Source organism: Actinomadura sp. NPDC000600 (assembly GCF_040492135.1).
GTDB lineage: Bacteria > Actinomycetota > Actinomycetes > Streptosporangiales > Streptosporangiaceae > Spirillospora.
Genome location: NZ_JBEUPD010000043.1, coordinates 40,373 through 64,681, shown reverse-complemented (window position 1 = coordinate 64,681; position 24,309 = coordinate 40,373). Strand labels below are relative to the sequence as shown.

General features: G+C 72.2%; 19 protein-coding genes and 1 pseudogene. 16 read left to right on the top strand and 4 right to left on the bottom strand.

Annotated features, from left to right (window positions below; translation table 11 throughout):
* The 3 genes from ABWI07_RS44540 to ABWI07_RS38160 all read right to left on the bottom strand — a co-directional run.
* Positions 1–164 (bottom strand): hypothetical protein (locus ABWI07_RS44540; RefSeq protein WP_502912893.1); only part of this gene is annotated, 164 nt, incomplete at its 3' end.
* 41 nt (positions 165–205) lie between these two features.
* Entirely contained in the window at positions 206–1,336 is a 1,131-nt protein-coding gene (locus ABWI07_RS38165) for a response regulator receiver protein (protein ID WP_149260879.1), read from the bottom strand.
* Positions 1,333–3,687 carry a protein kinase domain-containing protein gene (locus tag ABWI07_RS38160; RefSeq protein ID WP_353821510.1) on the bottom strand — a complete coding sequence of 785 codons (2,355 nt, stop codon included), beginning with the start codon at positions 3,685–3,687 and terminating at the stop codon, positions 1,333–1,335. The genes ABWI07_RS38165 and ABWI07_RS38160 overlap by 4 nt, the downstream gene beginning before the upstream one ends.
* Positions 3,688–4,171: 484 nt before the next feature.
* Here ABWI07_RS38160 and ABWI07_RS38155 point away from each other — a divergent pair, with 484 nt between their 5' ends.
* The 14 genes and pseudogenes from ABWI07_RS38155 to mptB all read left to right on the top strand — a co-directional run.
* Positions 4,172–4,831: a hypothetical protein gene (locus ABWI07_RS38155; protein WP_149260877.1), complete on the top strand. Its 660-nt coding sequence runs from the start codon at positions 4,172–4,174 to the stop codon at positions 4,829–4,831.
* A gap of 833 nt (positions 4,832–5,664) precedes the next feature.
* Positions 5,665–7,167 carry a hypothetical protein gene (locus tag ABWI07_RS38150; protein WP_353821509.1) on the top strand — a complete coding sequence of 501 codons (1,503 nt, stop codon included), beginning with the start codon at positions 5,665–5,667 and terminating at the stop codon, positions 7,165–7,167.
* A gap of 64 nt (positions 7,168–7,231) precedes the next feature.
* Positions 7,232–7,906 (top strand): Flp pilus assembly protein CpaB, encoded by a 675-nt coding sequence (cpaB, locus tag ABWI07_RS38145; protein WP_160160985.1) that lies wholly within the window; start codon positions 7,232–7,234, stop codon positions 7,904–7,906.
* Between the two features lie 5 nt (positions 7,907–7,911).
* A complete protein-coding gene (locus ABWI07_RS38140; protein WP_160160984.1) occupies positions 7,912–9,486 on the top strand; it encodes a CpaE/TadZ family protein in 1,575 nt (524 codons plus the stop codon).
* Positions 9,487–9,490: 4 nt separating this feature from the next.
* Positions 9,491–9,889: a TadE family protein gene (locus tag ABWI07_RS38135; protein WP_160160983.1), complete on the top strand. Its 399-nt coding sequence runs from the start codon at positions 9,491–9,493 to the stop codon at positions 9,887–9,889.
* A 3-nt stretch (positions 9,890–9,892) separates the two neighbouring features.
* On the top strand, positions 9,893–11,221 hold the full coding sequence (locus ABWI07_RS38130; protein ID WP_149260872.1) for a TadA family conjugal transfer-associated ATPase: 1,329 nt from the start codon (positions 9,893–9,895) through the stop codon (positions 11,219–11,221).
* Positions 11,218–12,147, top strand: coding sequence for a type II secretion system F family protein (locus tag ABWI07_RS38125; RefSeq protein ID WP_149260871.1), 930 nt, complete (start codon positions 11,218–11,220; stop codon positions 12,145–12,147). The genes ABWI07_RS38130 and ABWI07_RS38125 overlap by 4 nt, the downstream gene beginning before the upstream one ends.
* A 7-nt stretch (positions 12,148–12,154) precedes the next feature.
* The gene (locus ABWI07_RS38120; protein ID WP_149260870.1) at positions 12,155–13,042 is read left to right on the top strand and encodes a type II secretion system F family protein; all 888 of its coding nucleotides are present in this window, start codon (positions 12,155–12,157) and stop codon (positions 13,040–13,042) included.
* Positions 13,023–14,249 (top strand): sensor histidine kinase, encoded by a 1,227-nt coding sequence (locus ABWI07_RS38115; RefSeq protein ID WP_149260869.1) that lies wholly within the window; start codon positions 13,023–13,025, stop codon positions 14,247–14,249. Before ABWI07_RS38120 ends, ABWI07_RS38115 begins: the two co-directional genes overlap by 20 nt.
* A gap of 1 nt (position 14,250) precedes the next feature.
* Positions 14,251–14,982: a response regulator gene (locus ABWI07_RS38110; protein WP_149260868.1), complete on the top strand. Its 732-nt coding sequence runs from the start codon at positions 14,251–14,253 to the stop codon at positions 14,980–14,982.
* A gap of 189 nt (positions 14,983–15,171) precedes the next feature.
* Complete coding sequence (locus tag ABWI07_RS38105; RefSeq protein ID WP_149260867.1) at positions 15,172–15,396, top strand: hypothetical protein; 225 nt, start codon at positions 15,172–15,174, stop codon at positions 15,394–15,396.
* 148 nt (positions 15,397–15,544) lie between these two features.
* A complete protein-coding gene (locus tag ABWI07_RS38100; RefSeq protein WP_353821508.1) occupies positions 15,545–17,116 on the top strand; it encodes an OmpA family protein in 1,572 nt (523 codons plus the stop codon).
* A gap of 467 nt (positions 17,117–17,583) precedes the next feature.
* The gene (locus ABWI07_RS38095) at positions 17,584–18,918 is read left to right on the top strand and encodes a hypothetical protein (protein WP_353821507.1); all 1,335 of its coding nucleotides are present in this window, start codon (positions 17,584–17,586) and stop codon (positions 18,916–18,918) included.
* A pseudogene (gene mptB / locus ABWI07_RS44535) lies at positions 18,819–19,778 on the top strand (polyprenol phosphomannose-dependent alpha 1,6 mannosyltransferase MptB); the annotation flags it as partial. The gene ABWI07_RS38095 and the pseudogene mptB, both read left to right, overlap by 100 nt.
* Before the next feature lie 648 nt (positions 19,779–20,426).
* On the opposite strand, the gene ABWI07_RS38085 reads toward mptB, so the two are convergent.
* The gene (locus ABWI07_RS38085; RefSeq protein ID WP_149260865.1) at positions 20,427–22,061 is read right to left on the bottom strand and encodes a serine/threonine-protein kinase; all 1,635 of its coding nucleotides are present in this window, start codon (positions 22,059–22,061) and stop codon (positions 20,427–20,429) included.
* Positions 22,062–22,222: 161 nt separating this feature from the next.
* Here ABWI07_RS38085 and ABWI07_RS38080 point away from each other — a divergent pair, with 161 nt between their 5' ends.
* Together ABWI07_RS38080 and ABWI07_RS38075 are read left to right on the top strand one after the other, a co-directional pair.
* On the top strand, positions 22,223–23,446 hold the full coding sequence (locus ABWI07_RS38080; protein ID WP_353821506.1) for a C40 family peptidase: 1,224 nt from the start codon (positions 22,223–22,225) through the stop codon (positions 23,444–23,446).
* 118 nt (positions 23,447–23,564) lie between these two features.
* A complete protein-coding gene (locus ABWI07_RS38075; RefSeq protein WP_353821505.1) occupies positions 23,565–24,308 on the top strand; it encodes a hypothetical protein in 744 nt (247 codons plus the stop codon).
* Position 24,309 lies beyond the last annotated feature (1 nt).

Genomic DNA, 24,309 nt, shown 5'->3' with positions numbered 1-24,309 from the left:
AGCAGCTGTGCGGGCGCGCCGTCCGCCGCGGGCGAGAGGAAGCTGTCGTACAGGTTGCCCGACAGGACGTACTGGGAGTGCACCGAGAGGGTCGCGTCCAACTCGCGGATGAACGGCGGCCAACCCTGCAACCGCCCCCCGAGGGTCGGCGAATCAATGCTCATCTAGCGCGCTCCCCACTCCGCTCCGTCCGCGCCTCCGCATCTCACTTGTGACGCTCACGGGAGCGTTCGCGTTGGCCGACTCGGCCCCTAGTCTGCCGGTTCCGCGCCGAAACCGGCAGCTCACGGACGCCCGGGTCCAGGCGCCAGCCCACGTCGGAGCGGATCCCCGCGTCGGCGAGGCGCTCGCGCGCGGCCTCGAACGCGTCGCACCACTCGCGCTCGCGCTCGACGTCCAGCCGCCGGTCGTCCTCGCTCTCGGCGGGCCGCTCGCGCACCATCGACGCCCGCACGTGCGCGGCGTCCTCCACGCGCATCCGGACGCTGTGGTCGGGCCAGGCGCCCTTCGTCAGCGTCAGCGTGCCGTCCTCGGCGGTCAGCGTCTCGAACCCCGCCTGGACCTCGTACCCCATGTCCTCGAAGGCGGCGGTGATGGAGTCGAGGACGTACCGGCGCTCGGCCTCGGCCTGCTCGGCCGCCTCCTGCTCGGCCGCGCGGCGCCGCTCCTCCTCGCGCCGCTCCCGGACGCGGCCGTTGGCGTCCTGGATGCGCAGCCGCACCTCCTGCAGGACGCCCTCCGCCTCGTCTGCCGTCGCGACGCCGGCGAGCAGCCGCGCCGCCTCCGCCACCGCGTGCCGCTCCTCCTCGTCCGCGTCGGGCAGCAGCCGCGCCATGATCCGCTCCAGGTTCTCCCGGACGCCGGCGTCCTCCCGCGGGGGCGGCGGGGCGCCCCGCCCGAGGTCGGCCGACAGGCCCTCGGCGGGGACGGCGAAGATCTGCGTGCTGACCTGCGCGGCGAGATGCTCGGACAGGTGCCGCTCGACCTCGTCCAGGACGGGGTCCGTGGCGGAGCACCAGGCGGTCAGCTCCGCGGGGGACAGTTCGGCCGGGTCGAGGGGGTCGGGCAGCGCCACGTCCGCGCCGATCTTCGTGCGGGTCTCGGCCAGCGCGGCGATGCGGGCGTTGCGCTCCACCACCTCGCGCAGCGCCCGCTCGTGCGTCTCCACCTCGGCGAGCGCCGCCGCCCGCGCCTCCGCCCGTCCGGCGGCGCGCGCCGCCAGCGCCTCGGCCGCGCGTCCGGCCAGCCCGGCGCCGCGCCCGAGGACGCGGTTCATGCCGAGACTGAGCACGACCGCCGCGTCCAGGGCGATGTCGGCGTCGATCCCGCTGCTCAAAGGGTGCCTCCGTTCGTCCGCGCCAGCCGCCAGTGATGCAGCCGCACCCCCGCGGCGATCACGTGCGCGGCGGAAACCGCGACCATGACGAGGATCCACAGCATGCTCGCGATCGACGTCAGCGCCCCGATCACGAGGAGGAGCAGCACCACCGGCACCGTCGCGCCGAGCAGGGCGATCGCGCAACCTGTCTGGCAGCCGCGCCGGCCGCCGCGCCGCGCGGCGCCCGACATCGTCTGGGATGCCTGGGACAGCCCGCGGCCGCCCGCCCCGAGGATTCCGGAGAACATCGCCCACGGCCCGTGCGGGAGGTAGTCCGCGCCCTGCGTGCGCGCCACCATCACTTCGGCGCCGCAGTGCACCGCCCACGCCAGCACCGATATGACGGCCAGGACCCCGAACGAGATGCCGGAGGGAGAAGAGCTGTGGAGGCCGACCGACGACGTGCCCTCGTCGCCGCCCCCGCCGAACAGCGACCCGACGACCCAGCTGCCCGCGAGCCAGAACAACAGCAGCGGCACCGTCAGCGCGACCGCCTTCGCCACGGCCGCGCCGCGTCCGGCGAGCCGCCGGCGTTCGAGGTCGGCCCACCGCGCGCGGAGCGCCTCCTCGCGCTGCGCCGCGGCGTGCCGCTCGCGCGTCCGCGACTCGCTCTCCGCGACGGCCTCGGGCGCGGCCCGCGCCACCGCGAGCAGCCGCAGCGGGTCGTCGCCCGCCCCGTCCGCCATCCAGGTGAACCACGGCACCGGCTCGGCGACCGACGCGCGGGCCCGGGCCGCGCCCTCGGCCACCAGCCGGTGGGTCTCCGCCGGACGCGCCGCCAGCGCGAGCAGGGAGAGCAGGACGGTCGGCGGCTCCTCGGCCCCGGCGTCGGGCAGACGCCTCGCGAGGCCCGGCGGCGCGACCGCCTGCTCGCGCAGCCAGCGCGCCAGGTCGTTCCACGCCGCCACGTGGGCGCGCCACTGCTCGTCGACGCGGGCCAGGTCCTCGCCGCCCTCGAACCCGGCGAGCACGTGCAGCAGGCGGTGCTCCCACAGCGCCCGCCCGATCAGGCAGGCGGTGCGGTGGTCGGGATGGCGCTGGTCGCCCGCGAGCGCCGCCAGCCCCGGCAGGTCGCCGGACGCCGTGCGGCGGCCGAGGAAGTGCGGCGGCATCGACGGGTCAAGCCACAGCACCAGGTGCAGGAGCTTCACGTCCGGCGGCAGCGCCGTCGCCAGGTAGCCGTCGACGAGCGCGATGCGGCTGTCGTCCGGCACTTCGGCGAGCCACTCCCGCAGGCTCCGCCACGCCTCGCCGGACTCGCCGCGGCCGAAGAAGTACTGGGCGGCGTGGTCCCAGTTCTCGACGAGCGCGCGCGCCAGCTCGCGCCGGTCGGAGTAGCGCCGCCCCCGGAACGGCAGCCCGCCGCCGACCTGGACGCTCTCCTCCGCGACCTGCGGAGACCCCCCCTCCAGCCACTGCCGTACCTGCTCGCCCGCCCACCGCTTGCGCGGATCGCGGGTCAGCAGCCCCTGGCACAGCAGCCGCAGGCCCGGTTCGCGGACGTCGTCCGCGCCGACCGGCCGCGTCGCGAGGTGGTCGACCACGACGGTCTCGCTCAGCCCCTGGAACGGCGCCCGGCCCGTCGCCAGCTCCCGGACGATCATGCCGAGCGACCACCAGTCGCGCGCCGGCGACACCTGGCCGGACAGCGACTCCGGCGCCGCGTAGGCCAGCGTCCGCGACGACGAGGCGAACACCACGCTCTGGTCGAGCACCTTGCTCAGCCCGAAGTCGGCGATCGCGAGCCGCACCGGCTCGCGCTCCAGCACCAGGACGTTCTCCGGCTTGAGGTCGCGGTGCACGATCCCCGCCTGGTGCAGCGCCGACAGCCCGGCCGCGAGCTGCGCGGCGATCTCCGCGACCGTCTGCTCGGGGAGCGGCCCGTCCATCAGCGCCCGCAGGTTGCCCTCCGGCGCGTACTCGGCGACCTCGTAGTCGCGCCCGTCCGCGTGCCCCGTCTCCAGGATCCTCAGCACGTGCGGCGAGTCGAGCGCGGGCAGCTTCGCCCACACCTCCCGGTCGGCGCGGTACCCGCGGCGGAAGATCTTCGCGACGAACTCCGCGCCGCGGTCGTCCCGCACGAGCATCAGGTCGGACTCGGCGCCCTGCACGGGGAGCTCGGCCACGACCGCGTACCGCTCGCCGAGCACCGCCGGCAGCCGCATCAGCGAATCGCCGAGCGCCGCACCCTCGCGCCGCGTCTCCGCCGCATACCGCGGCTCCGGCACCCGCGCCTCGCGCCGCGTCGTCCCGGCGTCGCGCCGGGTGTCCCGCGGCGGGGTGCCGCCGCCGGATCCGTTCTCGTCCACCAGCGGCCCCGTCTAGCTCTTGTCCCTGATGACCCGCAGATACAGCGCCCCGAACACGCCCTTGCCCGCAGGGTCGCGCGGGGGAGGGGCCCAGCCCTGCTGCTGGTACCGGGGCCCCGTCGCGGGGCCTCCGGGGCCCGCCGGGCCTTGCTGGCGGGGACCGGGGACCGGGCCGGGGGGCTGCGCACCCGGTGGGGGACCGTAGGGGCCTGGCGCCTGCGGGCGCGAAGGGTGACCGGGTTCCGAAGGGTGCGTCATCGCCGTCGTCTCCAGTTAGGGGCGCCTACAGGAAGACTCTAGAGCCTGCCCCCGCCCCGACGGCGGAACGGACGCCCTCGCATCCGGCCTTGATGAGGTCGCCACTTCGGAAGGAGTATCTGCGCCGGGCGCCCCGGATCCCCACTGGAACCGCCCGCGTCCTGATCGCGTCGAAGTGGCGGCTCTGCTACCGTCCCGCCAAATCCGATCGCATGTGGATGGACCAATGGATCGTCGTGTACTGGCCGCTGTCTGCGTGTTGGGTCTCTTCCTCAGTGGGTGTGGCGGTGATTCCGGCAAAGCGGATGCGAAATCATCGTCCCCTTCGGCTCCGCCCACCGAGAAGGCGTCATCCGCTCCCGTCGCATCCGATAAGGGGTCGCGGCTCGGTGGCGGGACGAGCGGGATCGCGCTCGAACTTCCGAATGGTTGGAAAGAGATCGACCCCACGGCCGACACCTCCGAAGTGGTACGGAACTCGTACGGTCTTACCGGCGAGCGGGGCGAGCTGACCAGGCAACTCATCGCGATACAACGTCAGCGGGGCACCGTCTACGCGATCGACGGGTCGGTCACCTCCGGGCTCGCGCCCCATCTTTCCGCAGGTTGCGACAGCGGCGGGATCACCGGCTCCTCCCTTGAGCAGTTGAAGAGGAAGCAGCAGGCGCTGGAGCCCGGTTCGCGCATCACCGATGTGACGGTGAGCGGCAAACCCGCCTACAAGGCGACCTACTCCTCCGCGAAGGAGGGCGGCCCCGCCGTCGACGGGCTGACTGTTCGCGTCCCGATCTCCGCCGACAGATACTGTTTCCTCCAGATCGAGGCGGCGAAGGGCGGCCTGCCGGCGCAGGCCGGGAAGATCGCGGAATCGTTCGAACTGGCGTGACGGCCAAGGCGTGCCGAAAAGAATTCCGGCGGAAGAGTTTCCGGTTGAATGTTGGATCATTTTCGTTGCCGCTCTGGAGCACGCGCCTTGACAGAGCGTGTGCGGATCCGTTCCGGAAGGGGAGCGGCCGGTCGAGGCGAAGCCCTGCGGCTCCGCGTTCCGCCGGCCGCCTCGCCTCTTGGAGCCTGGTGGGGAACGGGCGCCGCAGGAGTGCGCCGCACTGGCGGACCAGGGACGTGAAAGATTCTCACGTTTACTGGAAGTCGTGACCTGAGCGGGCCGCCCGATCAACATCGGGCGGCGAGCGACTCCCGGCGCCATTGCATAGAAGTGCACGGATGTCCAGGGCCCTGGGAACTATTTTGTGGCCGCAAGCGGACGTGCCCCTGGGCCCTCTTCTCCTCTGTCGACCTTTGGGAAGATCGACTGGGGCGTTCCCGCCCCGAACGGGGGAAGATCATGTGAATCAGGGTGCGCTCTTTGCTGCGCGCGACGTTCTTCGGGGGCATCATCGCAGCTCAGCGCGTTGTCGCGGAGATCGTCCGAACAAGACCGGCGGGAGCGCGAACCAGTGGTATTCGCACTGCGTCAGAGAATACGATACTCACGGTTTATTCATGGTTCACCAGTTGGAAGGGTTACTCGGTTGAGCGCTGACAACTGTGGTGGCTATCGTCAATACACTCTTAACGATAACAATGTGGTGGCGGTTTCGCCTGCGCTGGAGAAGCGGGGAGGAACCGGCCCGGTGAGGCTGCGAACCCCCCGGAGTGGCCGTGACTGAAGTCGTGCTTGTCGGGGACATCCCCAGCACAGGCATCTTGCAAACGAGCGTGGCCCACCGCTTCGGCCTCCCGCCCGGACCGGACGCCGCGTCCGCCTTCATCGACCTCGTGAAGGAGGCGCTGCGGCGCAGCGGCGCGGTGCTCGTCGTCTATCCGGAGTGGCGCGCCTCGCACGGTGAGCGCCTGGTGCGCCTCGCCCGGGCGGGACTCGTCACCGACCGGATCGCCGGGATCCCGCTCGACCTGCCGCCGCTGGCCCTCTCCCTTGTCGCGGACCAGCTCGCCTTCGTGTCCCCGCACGTCCGCCCCGGTCTGCTCGCCGGCCTGGCGCCGCGGCTGGCGGACGCCGTCTACGCGGGTGCGTGGGTCAACAGCGTCGCCAACCTGGAGCACATCAAGACCGGGCTCGGCAAGCACGTCGCCTCCTACCTGCCGGGCGGCTTCTCCGTCTCCGCCGCCCCGGACGAGGGCGTTCACCGCATCACCGCCTCCCAGCCCGTCCAGGAGATCTCCCGGCGGCCGCCCGACCCGGTGCTGCTGCTCCTCACCCATGCCAACGGCGACCTCGACTGGCTGCGCCAGCGGCTCCAGCCCGCGCTCGGCGCGGTGTCGGTCACGGCCGTCGCCGAGCAGCCGCTCGCCCCGGAGTTCTGGGGCACGAAGAAGTACGCCGAGTACGTCGCGTTCAGCGGTCATCCGAGGGCCCTGCACGCCCTGCTCAGCGCCACCGTCAGCGTGCCCTGCGCGTGGTGCGGGGAGCCGACGGCCCTGCCGCGGTGCGCCTTCTGCGCGATGACGCAGCCCGAGGCACCGGGCGTCGCCGCACCGCACGGCTCCACCGCCCGGGCGCCCGCGGCCGCGCCGCCGGGCAGGGAACCCTACGGCGGTCCGCCGGGCGAGCGATCGCCGCAGCCCCCCGGACCGGTGCGGCCGCCGGAGACCAGGCCGCCCGAGAGCAGGCCGCCGGTGACGCGCCCCCAGCCACCGCCCGGGGGACAGGTGCCCTCGGCCCCGGCGGCACCGGCGCCTCCTCCCGAGCCGGAACCGGCAAGGCCACCGGAGGTCTTCGCCGCTCCCGTACCCGGACCGCTCCCGGCTCCCGCCCCGCCCGCTCCCGAGCACACCGCTCCCGCTCCCGCGGAGACCGCCTACGACCCCTCGCCCGCTCTGGAATCCGCGCCGCGGACGCGCCGCACCCCCATGCCGGACGGCTGGACACCGGGCGCCCAGCCGGGCAACGCCGGAGGCGACCGGCCCAACGGCCGCCAACCCGGACCGCACATGCTCAACGTCCGGCACCCGGCGCCGGTCCCCCCGGGCAGGGTGATCGGGCAGATCACGCTCGGGAAGGACCAGGCCGCCGCACCGTCCGCTCCGGCGGACCACGCCCCGCCCGCCGGAGACGTGCGGCCGGGTGGCCCGGCGGCCGCCGGTGGGCCGGCCGAGACCGACGCGCCGCAGGTGAACGGCCGGGCGGCCGAGCAGACCGACCTCGACGAGGACTGGCCCTCCCGCCCGGGAACGGTCGCATTCCGCTCCTCCCGAAAGTAACGACGCGCTGTCGTAGAAGAAACGGAGTCCCATGAACCCGCGCCAGCGACGTGGAGTCCTGCTGATGATCCTTGCCGCGATCGGCTCGATCGTGGTCTTCGTCGGCATCGTCGGATACGTGGGCGATGTGCGGGCGGAGGTCGGGGTCAAGACGGACGTCCTGCAGCTCAAACAGCCGGTGCCCGCCTACACCCAGGTGACCGAGTCCATGCTGCAACGGGTCCAGGTACCGCGGAAGTGGACGCCGCAGACCATGGTCACCGACATGGCCCAGCTCAACGGCAAGGTCGCGGCCGCCGACCTGCCGCAGGGCGCCTACCTCCAGCAGGGGATGCTCGTCACCGCGCCCAACCTGCAGCCGGGCCAGCGCGAGATCGCCATCATGATCGACGCCGAGACCGGGGTCGCCGGCAAGGTGCACGAGGGGATGATCGTCGACATCTACGCGACCTACCAGGCCGCGGAGACCAACCGGCAGACCTCCTGCGCCGCCCGCATCGTCAAGGCCGCGCGCGTGATCCAGATCGGCACGATCACCACGCAGACCGACGACAAGAACGCGCAGGCCAAGAACCAGGTCGTCCCCGTCACGTTCGCGCTCAGCGCCGCCGACAGCCTGAAGCTCACCCGTGAGGAGAGCTTCGCCAACAAGATCCGGCTGGCGCTGATCGGCGGATCCGGGCTCACCCCGGACGACGTCCGGCTGGCTCCTGTCTGCCAGACCATCCCTGCGAAGTGATGCAGATGACGATCCAGGTAGTGCTCGGAATCGGGGACCGCGAGGTCGCCTCCGCCCTCAGCAGCCAGTTCCACGAGCTGCAGGACGTCGACATCGTCGCGCTGGAGTCCGTCTCGGGCGACGTCATCAGCGCGGTCGGCGCCGTCCCCAACGTCGACGTCGTGCTGGTGCACCAGAACCTCGGCCCGCTGCCCGCGCTGGACCTGATCCGCGAGTTGGTCGTGCGCCATCCGCAGCTCGCGGTCATCCTGATCGCCGAGGACGCGACGGCGGAGACCTTCGCCGCCGCGATGGGCTCCGGCGCGCGCGGCGTGATCACGAGTGAGCCGACCCTCGCGGAGTTGCAGAACAGGGTGTCCCAGGCCGCCGACTGGTCCCGCACGATGCGGCGGCACTTCGACAGCAGCTCCGAGGCGGCCCCGGTCTCCGGGCAGCTCGGCACGCTGGTGACGCTCTGCGGGGCCAAGGGAGGCACCGGGACGACGACGCTCGCGATCCACCTGGCGATCGCGCTGTCCACGGCCGGCCGGCGGGTGTGCCTGGTCGACCTCGACCTGCAGGCCGGCGACATCCCGGTCTACCTCGACGTGCAGCACCGGCACAGCGTCGCCGACCTCGCCGCCGCGACCGACGGCCTGGACGGCGCGGTCGTCGCCGAGGCGCTGTTCGTGCACCCGACCGGCCCGCACCTGCTGCTGTCCCCGCCGCACGGCGAGGACGCCGAGGAGATCTCCGCCCGCGCCATCCGGCAGATCCTCACGGTGATCCGGTCCCGGTACGACATCGTGATCGTCGACTCCGGCAGCCAGGTCACCGAGGCCAACGCGATGGCGGTCGAGCTCGCCGACACGGTCGTGATCACGGCGACGCCGGACGTCCCCTCGATGCGCGGGAGCAAGCGGATGACCCGGCTGTGGTCGCGGCTGCAGATCCGCAAGGAGGAGGACGTCTGGGTGCTGCTGACCAGGCACGACAAGCGCAACGAGATCCAGCCGGACCTCGCGCGCAAGATGGCCGGGTCGCCGCTGCTGCGCACGACGATCCCGGCGAACTTCCGGGCGCTGGAGGACGCGGCGAACACCGGGTCGCCGATGGCGGTCAAGAACGGGGACTTCCGCAAGGCGATCGGCAAGGTCGCCGCGGAGTTGTCCCTGCTCGGCCCGCAGCAGCAGCCGGCGCCGGCGCGGGCCAGGGACCGGGGTTCCGCGGTGGTCGAGTTCGCGGCGATCGTGCCTCTGGTCGGCGCCGTCCTGCTGCTGGTGTGGCAGGTCGTGCTGATCGGCATCACGTCGATGTACTCCAGCCACGCCGCCAACGAGGCCGCCCGCGCCGTCGACGTCATCGGCTACGACCAGGGCAGCACGCCGGAGGCGCGCGCGAACCGCGAGGAGGTGCGCCGCCGGGCCGTGGCACGCGTCTCGGGCCCCTGGGCCGACCGCGAGCACCTGCGCATCCAGGTCGCCGACGGCTACGCCAAGGTCACGATCGACTGCCCCGCGGTGCTGCCCGGCTGGCGCACGCCGTTCGGCATCTCCACCAGGTCGAAGATCGTCAATGAGCGGGACGGGGACGGGAGGTGAGGTCATGAGAGGGCATCGGGACGCCGACCGCCGCCGGGGCGCCCGGCGGGTCGACCGCGGCGCCGCCGCGGTCGAGTTCGCCGCGGTCCTGCCGCTGGCCCTGATGATCATCTTTCTGGCGTTCCAGGCGTACATGGCCTCTACGACGGTGGAGCGCGTGGAGAACGCCGCGCGCACCGGCGCCCGCGAGGCCAGCAAGCGCATGGACGCCGGAAGCTGCGAGAAGTGGGCGCAGGACGCCATGCCGTACTGGCTGAACGACTACTCGATCTCGGGCGGGCCGACCACGGTGAACGACGGCGACGCCGTCTCCTGCCGGGTGAAGGCCCAGGTCCCGGTGATCTGGAAGGGGATTCCCTTGGACTTCGGCGTCACCCGTACCGTGACCATGCCGCTGGGGTGACCGATGGCGCTCAAGGATCGACTCGAAGAGGACAGGTCGTCGTCGGAGCGGACCGGCCGCAACACCGTGGGCCACTGGCGCGCGCGGCTGCTCGAGGAGATCAACCTCGACGAGCTCGCGACGCTGACGATGGCGCAGCGGCGGGCCCGGCTGGAGAAGGTCACCGGCCTGCTCATCACCCGCGAGGGCCCGGTGCTCGCCGCCGGAGAGCGGGCCAACCTGATCCGCCGGGTGGTGGACGAGGCGCTCGGCCTCGGCGTGCTGGAGCCGCTGCTCGCCGACCCGAGCGTCACCGAGATCATGGTGAACGGCCCCGACCACGTGTTCGTGGAGCGGGCCGGCCGGGTCCAGCGGCTGGAGAACGGCTTCGCCAGCGAGGACCAGCTCTACCAGACCATCGACCGGATCGTCGCGCAGGTCAACCGGCGCGTGGACGAGTCCAGCCCGATGGTGGACGCGCGGTTGCCGACCGGTGAGCGCGTCAACGTCATCATCCCGCCGCTGTCGCTGATCGGCCCGATCCTGACGATCCGGCGCTTCCCCCGCGCCTACACGATCGAGCAGCTGGCGGGCATGGGGTCGATGGACGCGGCGACGGGAATGCTGCTGGCCTCGTTCGTCCGGGCCCGGCTCAACGTGGTGATCTCGGGCGGTACCGGCACCGGGAAGACGACGATGCTGAACGCCCTGTCGGCGTTCGTCCCCGACTGGGAGCGCATCGTCACCATCGAGGACTCCGCGGAGCTGCAGCTCAAGCAGGAGCACGTCATCCCGCTGGAGTCCAGGCCGCCCAACATCGAGGGCAAGGGCCAGATCACCATCCGCGACCTGGTGCGCAACGCGCTGCGCATGCGCCCGGACCGCATCATCGTCGGCGAGGTCCGCGGCGGCGAGACCCTGGACATGCTGCAGGCGATGAACACCGGTCACGACGGGTCGCTGGTGACCGTGCACGCCAACTCCACCGAGGACACCATCTACCGGCTGCAGACGCTGGCGAGCATGAGCGACGTCAAGCTGCCGTTCGAGGCGATCCGCGACCAGATCAACAGCGCGGTCGACGTGATCGTCCAGCTCAGCCGCGGGCCGGACGGGACGCGCCGCATCACCGAGGTCGCCGTGGTGGCCTCCCGCAACCGGGAGGCGTTCGCGCTGCGCAGCGTGATGCGGTTCGAGTCCGCCCCGATCGGCCCGGACCGGGTCGTGCGGGGCGAGTTCCGGGCCCACCCGCTCCCGCCGGAGCTCGCCAACCGGCTCTTCCACGCCGGGGAGAGCATCCCCCCGGCCTTCGGCGTCGGGAACGACCCCGACCATATCCGGGAGGTCTCGTGAGTCTCTCGCTCCCCGCCATCCTGCTGATCCTCGCCGTGACGCTGGCGCTCGTCGTGTGGGCGGTCGGTGACCTCGCCACCGGCTTCGAGCGACGGCGCCGGCTCGCGGCCCGGTCGGCGCTGGCCGAGGAGAAGGCGCTCGGCGGGCTGAGCGACCGGCTGGACCTCGCGCTGCGCCGGACGGACTTGGGCAAGGCCATCGCCCGCCGTATCGCGGCCTCCGGGCTGCGCATCCGGGTGTCGACCTTCCTGCTGCTCATGGTGGCGGGCGCGGCCGGCGCGATCTTCCTGATCGGCGAGTGGATGGCGCCGCTGTTCGGGGTGCTCGCGGCGGCCGGTGTCGCCTGGTCCTTCTTCGCCTTCCTGCGGCGCCGCGAGGACCGGCGCAAGGAGGCGTTCGTCGCGCAGTTGCCCGACCTCGCGCGGGTGCTGTCGAACGCCACCAACGCGGGGCTGGCGCTGCGCACCGCACTCGAGATCGCGGCGGACGAGCTGGACGAGCCGGCGCACACCGAGCTCGGCCGCACCGCCGACGCGCTGCGGCTCGGCCAGTCGCTGGACGACGCGCTGCGCGACCTGGCCGAGCGGCTGCCGTCCCGCGAGCTGGGGGTGCTGGTCAGCACGCTGGTGGTGTCGTCCAGGGCGGGCGGCTCGCTGGTCACCGCGCTGCGCACGATCGCCTCCACGTTGGAGGAGCGCAAGGAGATCCGGCGCGAGGTAAAGACGATCATGGGTGAGGCGGTGGTCAGCAACTGGGCCATCGGCGTCCTCGGCCTCGGCTCGATCGTGATGGTCAATCTCATCCAGCCCGGCGCGCTGCGCGCCATGAGCGGGCACATCATCGGGCAGATCATCCTCGGCATCGCCGCGATCTTCTTCACGCTGAGCCTGTTCATCATCCGCCGTATCACCCGGATCGACATTTGAGGTCGCGATGATGGTTCTCGGAATCGGTCTCGCAGGCGCGCTCTGCGTCGTCCTGGCGGTGTGGGGCTTCTCGCTCGTGCGCGCGGGCGAGCGGGTCGCGCCGTCCGCGGTGCCGGTCAAGACGAAGGCGAAGAAGAACGACGCCTTCATCCTCAACGTGATCGCCGACATCATCGGGCGGCCGTTCACCGGGCTCGCGATGGAGTTGCTCGCCCCTTGGCGGGCGAGCATCCGCAAGCGCATCGACGCGGCGGGGCGTCCCGGCGGCATGACCGTCGAGTCGTACGCGCGGACGACGGCGGGCTACGTCATCATGTTCGCCACGCTGGCACTGCTGATGATCGCCATCGGCCAGCCGTTCTTCGGGCTCCTCTGCCTGCTCGGCGCCCTGCAGAACGAGGGCGTCCTGCGGGGGCGGATGAACGCCCGGCAGGACACCATCCAGCGGACGCTGCCCGACTTCCTGGACGTGCTGGCGGTGACCGTGTCCGCCGGCCTCAGCTTCCGCGTGGCGCTCGACCGGGTCGCGGGCAGCATGCCAGGGCCCCTGGCGGACGAGTTCATGGTCGCCCTCCGCCAGATGGAACTGGGGACCTCCCGACGGGAGGCGTTCGAGGACCTGCGGAACCGCAACAACTCGGAGGCGCTGTCGTCGTTCGTGACCGCGCTGCTGCAGGCGGAGGAACTCGGCGCCCCGCTGCAGACCGCGCTCATGGACATCAGCAAGGACATGCGGCGCGAGTCGTCGCAGTGGGCAAAGCGGAAGGCGCAGCGCACCACGCCCCAGATCACCGCCGTCAGCACGGCGCTCACCCTGCCCGCCGTGATGCTGCTCGTCCTTGGGGGGATGTTCTTCGGCTCGGGAGCGAACCTTGGTGGATTCTTCGGGAACTGAGCGCCGCGACGGCGCGCGGGAGACGCTGTCCGACCGGGTCGGCGCGGCCTTCCAGCTGCTGATGCAGGTCAGGATGCTCGTGGCCGCGATCACGCTGCTGCTGATCCCGCGGGACGGGCTCGTCCCGCAGGCATTCGTCCTCGTCACCTGCATCGTGCTGCTGTCGTGGCTCGCGGCCAATCACTGGAGGCTGCTCGTCCCCTGGCTGCTTCGGCATCCGATCCTGCTCGCCCTCGACATCTGCGTCTCCTTCGCCGTCCTCGGCATCGGCGGGACGTCCGGGCCGTTCTTCCTGTCGACCGTCATCACCGCCGCCGTCGCCGGGTTGCTGTACCGGTGGCCGGGCGTGGTGGGCGTGAGCGTCATCCAGATCATCCTGTACTACGGGACGCTGGCCTTCTCGCTGCAGAACGAGGCCGTCGTCCTGGACACCTTCCAGTCCGTCATAGGGCAGCCCGTCTTCTACCCCCTGGCCGGGTTCGCCGGCGCCGCGCTCCGCAGGCTGTTCGACGAGCAGGCCAGGATCGAAGACGCGCACCGCCAGGCCGAGGTGGTGGCGGCGGCCGCGGAGGAGCGGGCCCGGCTCGCCCGGGAGATGCACGACTCGCTGGCCAAGACGCTGCGCGGCATCTCTCTGGCGGCGGCCACGCTGCCGGTCTGGATCCGCAACGAGCCCGCCCGGGGGATGGCGGAGGCCGAGCGCATCGCGGCCGCGGCGGAGATCGCCTCCCGGGAGGCCCGCAACCTGCTGGACGAGCTGCGCAGCGAGTCGATCATGCAGTCGCTGCGCGAGGCGGTCGAGGAGACCGTGCGGCAGTGGTCTGCGGATGCGGACGTCCAGGTCGCCCTCGAACTCGACGAGCGCGCCGACCTGCCGCCCATGGCCCGCTACGAGGCGGTCGCGATCCTGTCGGAGACGCTGACCAATGTCGCCCGGCACGCCGAAGCCCGGCAGGTGCTGGTCCGGCTCGCGGCCGAGGGCGCCGACGTCGTGGTCACCGTCCGCGACGACGGCAAGGGCTTCGAGGTGAAGGAGCTGCCGGTGCTGGCCCGCGACGGCCACTACGGGATGGTCGGGCTGCACGAGCGCGCCGCCCGGGTGGGCGGGACGGTGACGGTCCTGTCCGAGCCGGGCGGCGGGACCACGGTGACCACGCGGCTGCCCCGCACCACACCTGCTGATCAACGTCTGGCCGAGGTGAGTTGAGTTGAGCGTTCCGAGGATCATGGTGGTCGACGACAACCTCGTCGTGCGGTCCGGCCTGATCTCGCTGCTGGAGGCCTCGGGCTTCGAGGTCGTGGGCGAGGCCGGCGACGGCCGGACCGCGCTCGACCTGGCGGCCGAGGTCGAACCCGACCTGGTGCTCCTCGACGTGCAGATGCCGCTGATGGACGGCGTGACGGCGGTGAAGACGCTGAGCGAGAGCACCCGCGTCATCATGCTGACCTACACCGACGACGACCGGGTGATCCGGGAGGCCATCGGGAACGGCGCCACCGGCTACCTGGTGCACGGCACCTTCTCCGCCGACGAACTCGCCGCGGCCGTGCGCGGGGCGATCAGCGGGGTGCACTCGCTGTCGCAGGCCGCCGTGTCCGCACTCGTGGGCACGCCCGGCGGCCGCGGCGGACACGACCCGGCCGCGGCGCGGCCCCCCGCCCAGGCTTCGCCGGCCTCCACGGCGTCCGATACCGCGGGATCGGCGCCGCGCCCCTACGAGACTCCCGACACCGACCGCTACGGCCTGTCGGCCCGGGAGGCGGAGGTCATGAACCTGATCGTCCAGGGGCACTCCAACGGGGAGATCGCGGGTCGCCTGTTCCTCGCGGAGAAGACCGTGAAGAACCACGTGAACCGCATTTACGCCAAGCTCGGCGTGACCTCGCGCGCCTCGGCGATCGCCCGCTGGCTCGGCACGGCCGGCCCGGAGGGGCGGTGACCCGGACGGCGGTCGACGGGCGCGGCGCCGCCGGTGCGGGCCGCCCGCCGGACGGGGTGGGCTCCTGGGCCCAATGCGGATTGGGCCCGTATTCCGCCCCGGATTGGGCCACCGGACCCTGGGGGAAAAGCACTCGGCTCCCTAATGTTGTCATCAACGCGGAGGGACCAGAGAGCCAGGAGGAAAGAAATGAACCTCGCCCCCCTGTACGTGACGCTTCAGACTTTTGTCCTCGACCGGATCGAGCGGGTCAGGAACGACTCCGACAAGGGCGCCAGCCTCATCGAGTACGCGGCGCTGCTCGTCCTGGTCGGCGCCATTGTGGCGGCGCTGTACGCGGCTGGTATCGTCGGCAAGCTCGACACGGCCGTCACCAACGCCCTGACCAAGATCTTCGACGGCTCGGCGACCTGATCGGATCCCGTCCGCGGGAATCCGGCCGGCCTGCAGAGCACGCCCACGGCGAAGGGAAACCGTTACTTCCGACGGTTTCCCTTTCGCCGTTGTTGTGGTTTTTGTCATGTCAGTCGATCGAGTGGCGGACGGATCAATGGAGCAGTCAGTGGGAAACAGGAAGCGGCGGCAGGCGGGCGGCGCCGGTGCGCGCGGCCGGAGCCTGCGGCTCTGGGTGGCCGGGGGCGCGGCACTCGGGCTGGCCCTGGCCGGCTGCAGCGGCGGAGACGACGGCGGCAAGGCGAGCCCGGCTCCGTCCAAGGGCGGCGGGAACGGGGGCGGGACGTCCGCCAAGGCCCTGCAGTCGCAGCCCATGGCCCACGCCGACGGTCCCGCGCACGCCGAGCTGCTGGCACTGACCCCGTCCGCGAACAACACCGTGACGCTGCGGGCGAGGATCGTCAACGACGGCCCCCAGCGGATCAGGCTCTCGCAGATCTTCGTCGACACCGGGCGGCAGAACCAGGTCGCCGGCCTGCTCGGCTCCGGGGGGCTCGCCCTCGTGGACGGGGCGGGCAACAAGATGTACCACCCCCTGACGGCCGGCGACGGCCACTGCCTGTGCAGCGACGTGAACAACGTCGAGGTCCAGCCCGGCAAGGCCCAGGAGCTGTACGCCGTCTTCCCCGCGCCGCCGGTGAAGAACGTCATGGTGTGGGTGCCGCTCGCGCCCCCGTTCACCGACGTCGCGATCCCGAGCGGGTCGGCGGGCCCGGCGCCCGGCCAGACCCTCGACCCGGGGTCCGCGCAGCTCGGCCGGCCGGTGGTCCGCCCGCTCATCGGCACGTCGGAGGGCGCCGCCGAGGCGATCGACCAGGACGGCAACGACACCCGGGTGCGGCTCTCGGCCGACGTGCTGTTCGCCCTGAACAAGGCCGACCTCACCCCGCAGGCCGACGCCACCCTTCAGAAGGTGGCCAAGCAGATCGACGCCTCCCGCGGCCCGACGGTGACCATCGACGGCTACACCGACAACTCGGGCAACGACGCCATCAACAACCCGCTGTCGCAGCGGCGCGCCCAGGCGGTCGAGGCCAAGCTGAAGGGCCTGGTCACCCGGCAGGGCGTCGACTTCAGGTCGGCGGGTCACGGGTCCGCCGACCCCGTGGCGGACAACTCCTCCGAGGAGGGCCGCCGCAAGAACCGCCGCGTCGCGGTGACCTTCGCCCGCCCGCCGGAGCCGGCGCCGCCGGCCGCGCCGCCGAGCGCACCGCCCGCGTCCGGGGGCGCGCTGCCCGTCGTCGCGTCGGTCAGGCCGAACATCAAGTCTCCGCGGGAACTGGACACGGCGGCGAACAACCTGAAGTTCGATGTCAACGCGGTGCACCGCGACGCGGGCGGCCTCGTCACGGTGAACTGGACGCTCACGAACATGTCCGACAAGGTGACGGCGGTCGCCGCCGGGCTCGGCAGGCCGCAGTCGCTCGAGTACTCGGGGCCCTCGACCAACGGCGCCCGCCTGCTCGACCCCGCGGAGAAGATGCGGTACTGGCCGGTGCGCAACAGTGAGGACTCCTGCCTGTGCACCCAGCTCGCCAACCGCGCCCGCGGCGAGCTCAAGCCCAAGGAGAGCGTCACCTACACCGACGTCTACAAGGTGCCGGCGAGCGTCACGACCGTCGACGTCGAGCTGCCCTGGTTCACGCAGACGATCCCGCTGAAGGGCCTCACCATCAAGTGAGCCCCAGGACGAGGGCCCGGCGGTCCGGCGCGCGGACCGCCGCGGCCCTCACCTTCGGGCCCGGCGTCGCTCCGCCGATCGCACCGCGGGGTATCCGCCGCGGGGCCGTCTGAGGACCCCGAGCCCAGGGGACTGGGTCCATGCTTGGGTCCGCGGACCCTGCCATTCGCGAACGCCCGCGCATAACGTCGAGAACTATGCGCCCACTTGCACAGCGACGGTCGAGTGACCTGGGTGACGCGCCGGACGAGGGCGTGATGGAAACGGCCGATAACGACGCCGTCGCGTCCGGGGACGACGGCGCCGGAACGGGTACCGGCACCGAAAAAGAAATCAACCCCGAAACAAAGACCGGTACCGGAGCGGCGGCGGCCGCGGGGGAAGATAGCGCGGAGTCCGGTCGGCGTCTCCGCCATCCGGGAATGGGCGCCGTTTTCGGTGCGGCATGGGTCTTGTTCGGCTGTGCGATGGGGTTCGGAAGGCTGAGCGACAACTCCTACTTCTGGCACCTGCGCACGGGCCAGTGGATTCTCGACCACGGATTCCCGCGGGGCGACGTCTTCTCCTACACCGCGCCCGGGACTCACTGGGTCCTCCAGTCGTGGTTGGCGGAGGTCCTCTACGCCGGGCTCGACCGGACGATGGGCCCCCTCGGGGTCCGGCTGCTGTGCGCGGTCACCGGCGGAGTCGTCGCCTACCTGGCGTACCGGATGGTGGTGCGGCTCGCGGGCGACCACGTCAAGGGCGCCTTCCTCAACGTCCCGGCCGTGCTCGCCTCGGCGATGCTGTGGGGGGAGCGGCCGCTGTTCCTCGGCATCCTCGCGTTCCTGCTGATCGTGTGGGTGGTCGAGCTACCGGAGTCGGGTCTCGGCCGGCGGCCCCTCGTCTGGATCCCGCTGATCGTCGCCCTCTGGGCCAACGTGCACGGGACGTGGGTCCTGGGCGGCGGCTACCTCGGGCTGCACCTGCTCGGCCGGTGGCTCGAAGGCGCCCCGCCCTGGCGAGGGCGCGAGCTGCGCCTGCTGCAGGGCTCCCTGATCGCCCTCGTCCTCTGCGCCGCCAACCCGTACGGCATCGAGATGGTGACCTTCCCCTTCCACCTGATGGGGATGAGCGACTTCCTGAGCAACGTCGCCGAATGGGGGTCACCGGACTTCCGCGCCCCCCAGGGCGCGCTGTTCGCGGCCTGGACGGCGGTGGTGCTCGGCGTCCTCGCGCTGGCGCCCGTCCGGCCGTCCCGCCGCGACGTCCTGGTCACGATCCCGTTCGTGCTGCTCGGGATGTGGGCGCTGCGCAACATCGCCATCGTCCCGGTCGTCACGCTGCCCATCACGGCGCGGCTGCTGGCCCGGCCTCGCCCCGACCCCGGCCGCCGGACGAACTGGGTCCTGCTCGCGGCCATCGTCACGGCGGGCTCGGTCTGGCTCGGGAACCTCGCCGCGAAGCCCGACTACGAACTCGACGACTACCCGGTCGCGGCCATGCACGTCCTGCGGGACCAGGGCCTGATGGGGCAGCGGATGTTCACCTCTGACGTGTGGGGCGCCTACACGCTCAAGGAGTACTCGTCGCGGCAGAAGGTCTTCATCGACGACCGCTACGACATGTACCCGAAGAAGCTCCTGTTCGAGTACCTGGACGTGCTGAACGTCCGGCCGAACTGGGAGGCCGTGCTCGATGAGCACGGGGTGTCGGTCATCGTGTGGCACACCGAGCACCCGCTGACCCGGGTGCTCGACCTGAGCCCGCACTGGCGCCGCGTCTACCGGGACAAGACCGCGACCGTTTACGTACGGAAGTAGGGGATGTGAGGAGATTTCCCGTGCGCTGGCTCGGGGGCCTAGCCGTCACGCTGGTGGCCGCGTGCGTCTGCGTGATCACCGCGGCCGGGCTCTGGGGGCCGTCCGGCGCGGTCGCCACCACCGACCGCTGCCTCTGCCTGCTGGGCTCGCCGCCGTCCCCGTCGGGGCTCGTCATCTCGCTGTGGGTCGCGCTGACTGCCGGTGCCTGCGGGACCGCGGCCGGCCTCGCGGCACTGCGGCGGGGCTGGCGGCCGCGGCCCCGCGTGCTGGCGGCCGTCGGCCTGCTGATCGCGGCGGTGTTCGTCGCCCTTCCGGCGATGGGCTCCACCGACCTGCTCAACTACGCGGCGTTCGGGCGGATGAGCGCGCTCGGGCACAGCCCCTACGAGATGACGCCGATCGAGCTGCGCCGGCTCGGCGACCCCATCGGCCTGCTCACGACGAAGTCGTGGGAGGACGCGCCGTCGGTGTACGGTCCGGTCGCCACCGCCACCGAGTGGGCGGCGTCCCGCCTCGGCGGCTCGTCCATGGCGTGGACGATCTTCTGGCTGAAGGTGTGGAACGGGGCCGCGTTCGCGCTCGGCGCGCTCGCCCTCGACCGGATGGCCGGGCCGGACGCCGCCCGCCGGGCCCGCGCTCACCTGCTCTGGACGCTCAACCCCCTGCTGCTCTGGCACCTGGTCGCGGGCGGGCACGTCGACGGGCTGGCAGCCGGGCTCGCGGTCACCGCGCTCTGGGCGGGGCTCCGGGCGGGGCGGGCCGCCTCGCGGCTCGGCGGCTTCGGCCTCGGCGCGGCCGCGGGCGTGCTGCTCGGCGCCGCGGTGGCGGTGAAGGCGCCGTTCGCGGTGTTCGGGCTCGGTCTGCTGTGGGCGGCGCGGCGCTCGCCGCGGGCCCTCGCGGGCGGCGCACTCGGCACGGTGGCCGTGCTGATCCCCGGCTACGCCGCGACCGGGCCCGAGGCGATCCGGGTACTGGTGGCGCGGGGCGCCGACCCGTCCTGGATCGGCACCTGGAAGATGATCATGATCGGGACCGGCGCGCGGCCGCCCGGGTGGGTGCTGTCGTGGGGTGCGCTGCTCCTCACCGTCCTGGTGGCGGCGGTGTTCCTGCGCGGGCTGCTGCCCGGCTTCGGCAGTGGCCGCCAGGCGGACCCTCAGGCGGTCGCGGTCCGGGTCGCGCTCGCTGTCGGGATCGCCTGGACGGTCGTGACGCCCGTCTACTTCCCCTGGTACGAGGCGATGCTGTTCCCGCTGCTCGCGCTCGTCCCGGCGTCCCGGCTGGACGGCATCGAGATCGGCCGGACCGGGGTGGCGTCCGTCGCGTCCGTTCCCGGCCTCGGCGTGGTGATCCACGCGGTGCCGATGCAGCTGACCGCCGCGATCACCGCGATGATCGTCACGCCGCTGGTGCTCATGGTCACCGGAATCATGCTCGTGCACGGCAGCCTGGCAGGCGGCCGCAGGGCGAAGGACCGCCCGCTGGACGGGGTCGTGGCGGAGCGGCCGGGGTCAGGCCCGGTCGATCGTCACGTCGTCGAAGAAGGCGACGCTGGCGGGGGCCGCGTAGCGGCGGCCGGGACGGCCGGCGAGGAGCCCGGCCCGGCCGGTGAGGGGCCCCTCGGCGGAGGCCCCCTCGGCGACCTCGTGGCCGTCGACCCATGCCCGGACGCGGGTGCCGCCGCCTGACGTCTCGCACAGCATCCGGATCTCCGCCGCGGCCCCCGGGCTCGCCGCCGCGTCCGCCGAACGGCCGAGCTCGGCATGGTTCCGCCCGGACGTCCTGCGTATGGCGATGTGCCCGTCGCGGGCGAGCACGACCTCGAACCGGGCCGTTCCGTCGTCGCGGCAGTACAGGCCGCCCTCGTCGCGCGGCTCCTGCGACACGACCCGCACCTTCGCCCCGATCAGCAGCCGCGGGGGCAGGGCGGACACCGGCGCGGCCTGCGCGCCGAACTCGTCGGTCGAGTTCTGCGAGATCGTGTAGCCGCCGTTCTCGTAGCGGTGGAAATAGTCGCTGATCCCGCCCTCGTTCCAGCCCTTGGACCTGTCGGAGAAGTCGTCGTCGAACAGGTGCTGCTCGGCCGCCGGCGGACCGCCCGCCGCGTCCAGCACCATGAGCGCGGTCGCGCCGACCGCGGCGGCCGCGCACAGCGCCGTGACGGCCCAGGCGGCGCGCCGCCGTGCGGCTGTGCGCCACAGCCCCGAGTTCCGCAGCGTCGTCAGCAGGGTTCGTCCGTCGTGCGTCCAGCCCCGCCGCCTGCGCATCGGCTCCGACCGGCGGTTCGCGGCGGGCGGCAGGGTCACGAAGCGCGCCGCGTTCGCCGGATCGGGCTCGCCGGTGAGCATGCGCAGCAGTTCGGCGGCGTCGGGACGCTCGGACGGGTCCTTCGCGGTGGCGCGCTCGACGATCCGCCGCATCTCGGGGGCGAGGCCCTCGAGTTGCGGCTCCCCGTAGACGGTCCGGTACAGGATCTCGCCGACGTTGTCGCCTGGGAACGGCGGGAGTCCCGTCGCCGCCCACACCACGACGCAGCCCCAGGTGAACACGTCGGCGGCCGTGGTGACCGGCCGTCCGATGAGGCCCTCCGGCGCCATGAAGGACGGCGTGCCCATCGTCTCGCCGGTCTGCGTCATCCGCCCGTCGGTCTCCAGGGTCCGCGCGATGCCGAAGTCGATGACGCGCGGCCCGAAGGGGGAGAGCAGGATGTTCGCCGGCTTCAGGTCGCGGTGCACCACCCCCGCGCCGTGGATGGCCGAGAGCGCGGCCGCCACCCCGACGGCGAGCGCCTCGAGGTCGGCGCCGCGCAGCGGGCCGTTCTCCATCACCGTCTCTTCGAGCGTCGGACCCGGAATGTACTCGGTGACCACGAACAGCCGCTCGCCGTCCACGTCGGCGTCCAGAACGGGCGCCGTGCAGAACGGCCGCACCCGGCGGGCGGCCTTCACCTCGCGCCGGAACCGTTCCCGGAATTCCGGCCGTGCCGACAACTTCGGATGAATTTCCTTGATCGCGACCTGTCGCCGCTCTTCGTCCTCGGCGAGGTATACGGTGCCCATTCCGCCGGAGCCGAGGACGCGCAGCAAACGGTAACGTCCGAGCCGTTCTCCGGGACGGCGCGTGCCGTCCGCGCTCACCGAGGACATGGCGCTGACCGTAGCCACCGGCCCGGGGAGCCGCAAGCGCGCGCGTCGGCGGTGACGGAATGTACCGCTAATGGGCCCCTGGGCCCTGGCTGCCCGAGTCCCCCGGCGTCTAGGGTCCCCAATGGACAGTCGTGATCGACGCCGTAGGGGTGTGACGGGGAATGCTGCAACGGCTCATGTCCGGGCGGAGCCGGAACGGGGACCGGGGCGCCGCCACGACCACGGTCATCGTGGGAATGGCGCTTCTGCTCGTCGCGGGCCTTCTGCTGTTCAGCCGCGTGGCCCATGCGAACGACTTGCGCACGAAGGCGCAGACCGGTGCGGACGCGGCCGCGCTCGGCACTCTCACTCCGTTGCGGGACCAGGCCGTCGGATTGGCGCTGGAGGGAATCGACCCGTCCGGCGCCGGCTACTGGCTGGTCGACGGGTCCGCGAGCGACCACGCCAAGGTCTTCGCGAACAAGAACAACTCCCAACTCATCGGCGAGGCCCATCTCACCGGACTCTTCGGCAACACGGCCAAGGTCAAGACGCGGACCAACGACTGCCAGCTCAAACGCAAGGAAGAGCTGACGGACAAGGAGAAGGACGACCTCAAGCACCACCGGAACCTGTGCACCGACACCGGCGGCAAGAAGGGGATCGGGCGCTTCGGCACCGCCACCGCGATCGCCAAGGTCTTCTACCCCGAGTGCCACTACGAGTACGATCCGCAGCCGCCGGACAATCCCGCCGACCCGACCGGCGGCGCGATGACCGGAAAGCTGATCTGCGGAAACGGCGTCCAAGCCTTTCCCAACGGCAACCGCGAGCAGGTCGAGCGGCTCTTCCGGGTGCGCCTCGTCGACCGCGAGGACCCCGTCCAGTACACGGGTCTCCCCGACGGCCTCGGCGGCCCGGCGGGCGGTGGCCCCGCCGTAGTCTCGGAGTGCATCAAGACCGGCAAGAAGCCGGAGGACAGCCTTTCGTTCGGCGCGCGCGTGGTCGCCTGGGCCCTGTGCTGGCAGGGGACGCCGTACTCGTGGGGCGGCGGCACCTACAGCGGCCCGAGCTACGGGATCTGCTGCTCACCCGGTGGTTACAGCGGTGCCCGCACCTTGGGCTTCGACTGCAGCGGCCTCACCATGTACGCCGTGTACCAGGCGTCCCACGGGAAGATCGCCCTGGGCCACTTCACCGGATCGCAGGTGAGCGACAGCCGGGGCCAGAGGGTCTCCACCAGTGCGCTCCAGCCGGGAGACCTGATCTTCTTCGGTGCTTATCCGACCCATCATGTCGCCATATATTATGGTGATAATAAAATGGTAGAAGCGCCACAGACGGGGAGCTGGGTCAAGATATCCACGCTTCGCTCGCCCTCGTACGCCATGCGTTTCAACGGCTGACGGGCGGAGCCGCCACCGGGGGCCCAAGGAGAGGGCCTAACCGCGGCGGGTCGACTGGGCCCCGTGAAAGGGACCCGGGACTCTGGGGCCGGGCCGGTTTCGGTCCTACCTTGTGCGTATGCGAGTCCTGTACGGTGCGTGGTCGTCGGCGATCCTCGTGTGCGCCGTCGGGTTCGGCGCCCTCATCGTCCTGGAGCCCGCCGACACGGGCGACGACCTCGACCAGGTCCTGCGCGTCCACCTCCCGTGGGTCGTGGCGAACTTCCTGATGGGCTGGGCGGCCGGTGTCTACACCCGGAACGCGCTCACCGGACCGCCCAGGATCCTCGCCGTCCTCGCGGTGCCCCTGGTCGCCACGGTCGCCGGGCTCGCATTCGCGGTGCCCCGGACGTCGAGCGCCCTCGGTGTCGTCCTGCACTTCATCGAGACGCTCTTCGGCGTGGCCGTCGGCCTGGCGATGGCTCGCGGCCTGTCCCGCACCCAGGAGGACCTGGACGTCCCGGACCTCGAACCGGGATGGGAGGGCTTCTACGACCAGGCGCTCCCTCCCGACACCCCGGCGGAGCAGGTACCGGGCACACCCGAGGCGATGCGGGCGGACGCGCAGAGGGCCCCGCTGGGCGAGGTGACCGAGCTCCGGCCGCCCCAAGGGCAAGGGCCGCGACGCCCGGCCGTCCATCGACCGGTGCCCACCCCGCTGAGGGAACCCGCACCGGCGCCGGAGCAGCCGCGCGAGCTGCGGCCGCCAGACCGGCGGCCGGCCGCCCCGCAGGCGCCCGCCCCACGGCCGCAGGGCGCGCCGGAGCGCGGCCCCGGGCCGCCTCCGAACTTCGGTTCCGTGCCGCGCGACCGTCAGACGTGAG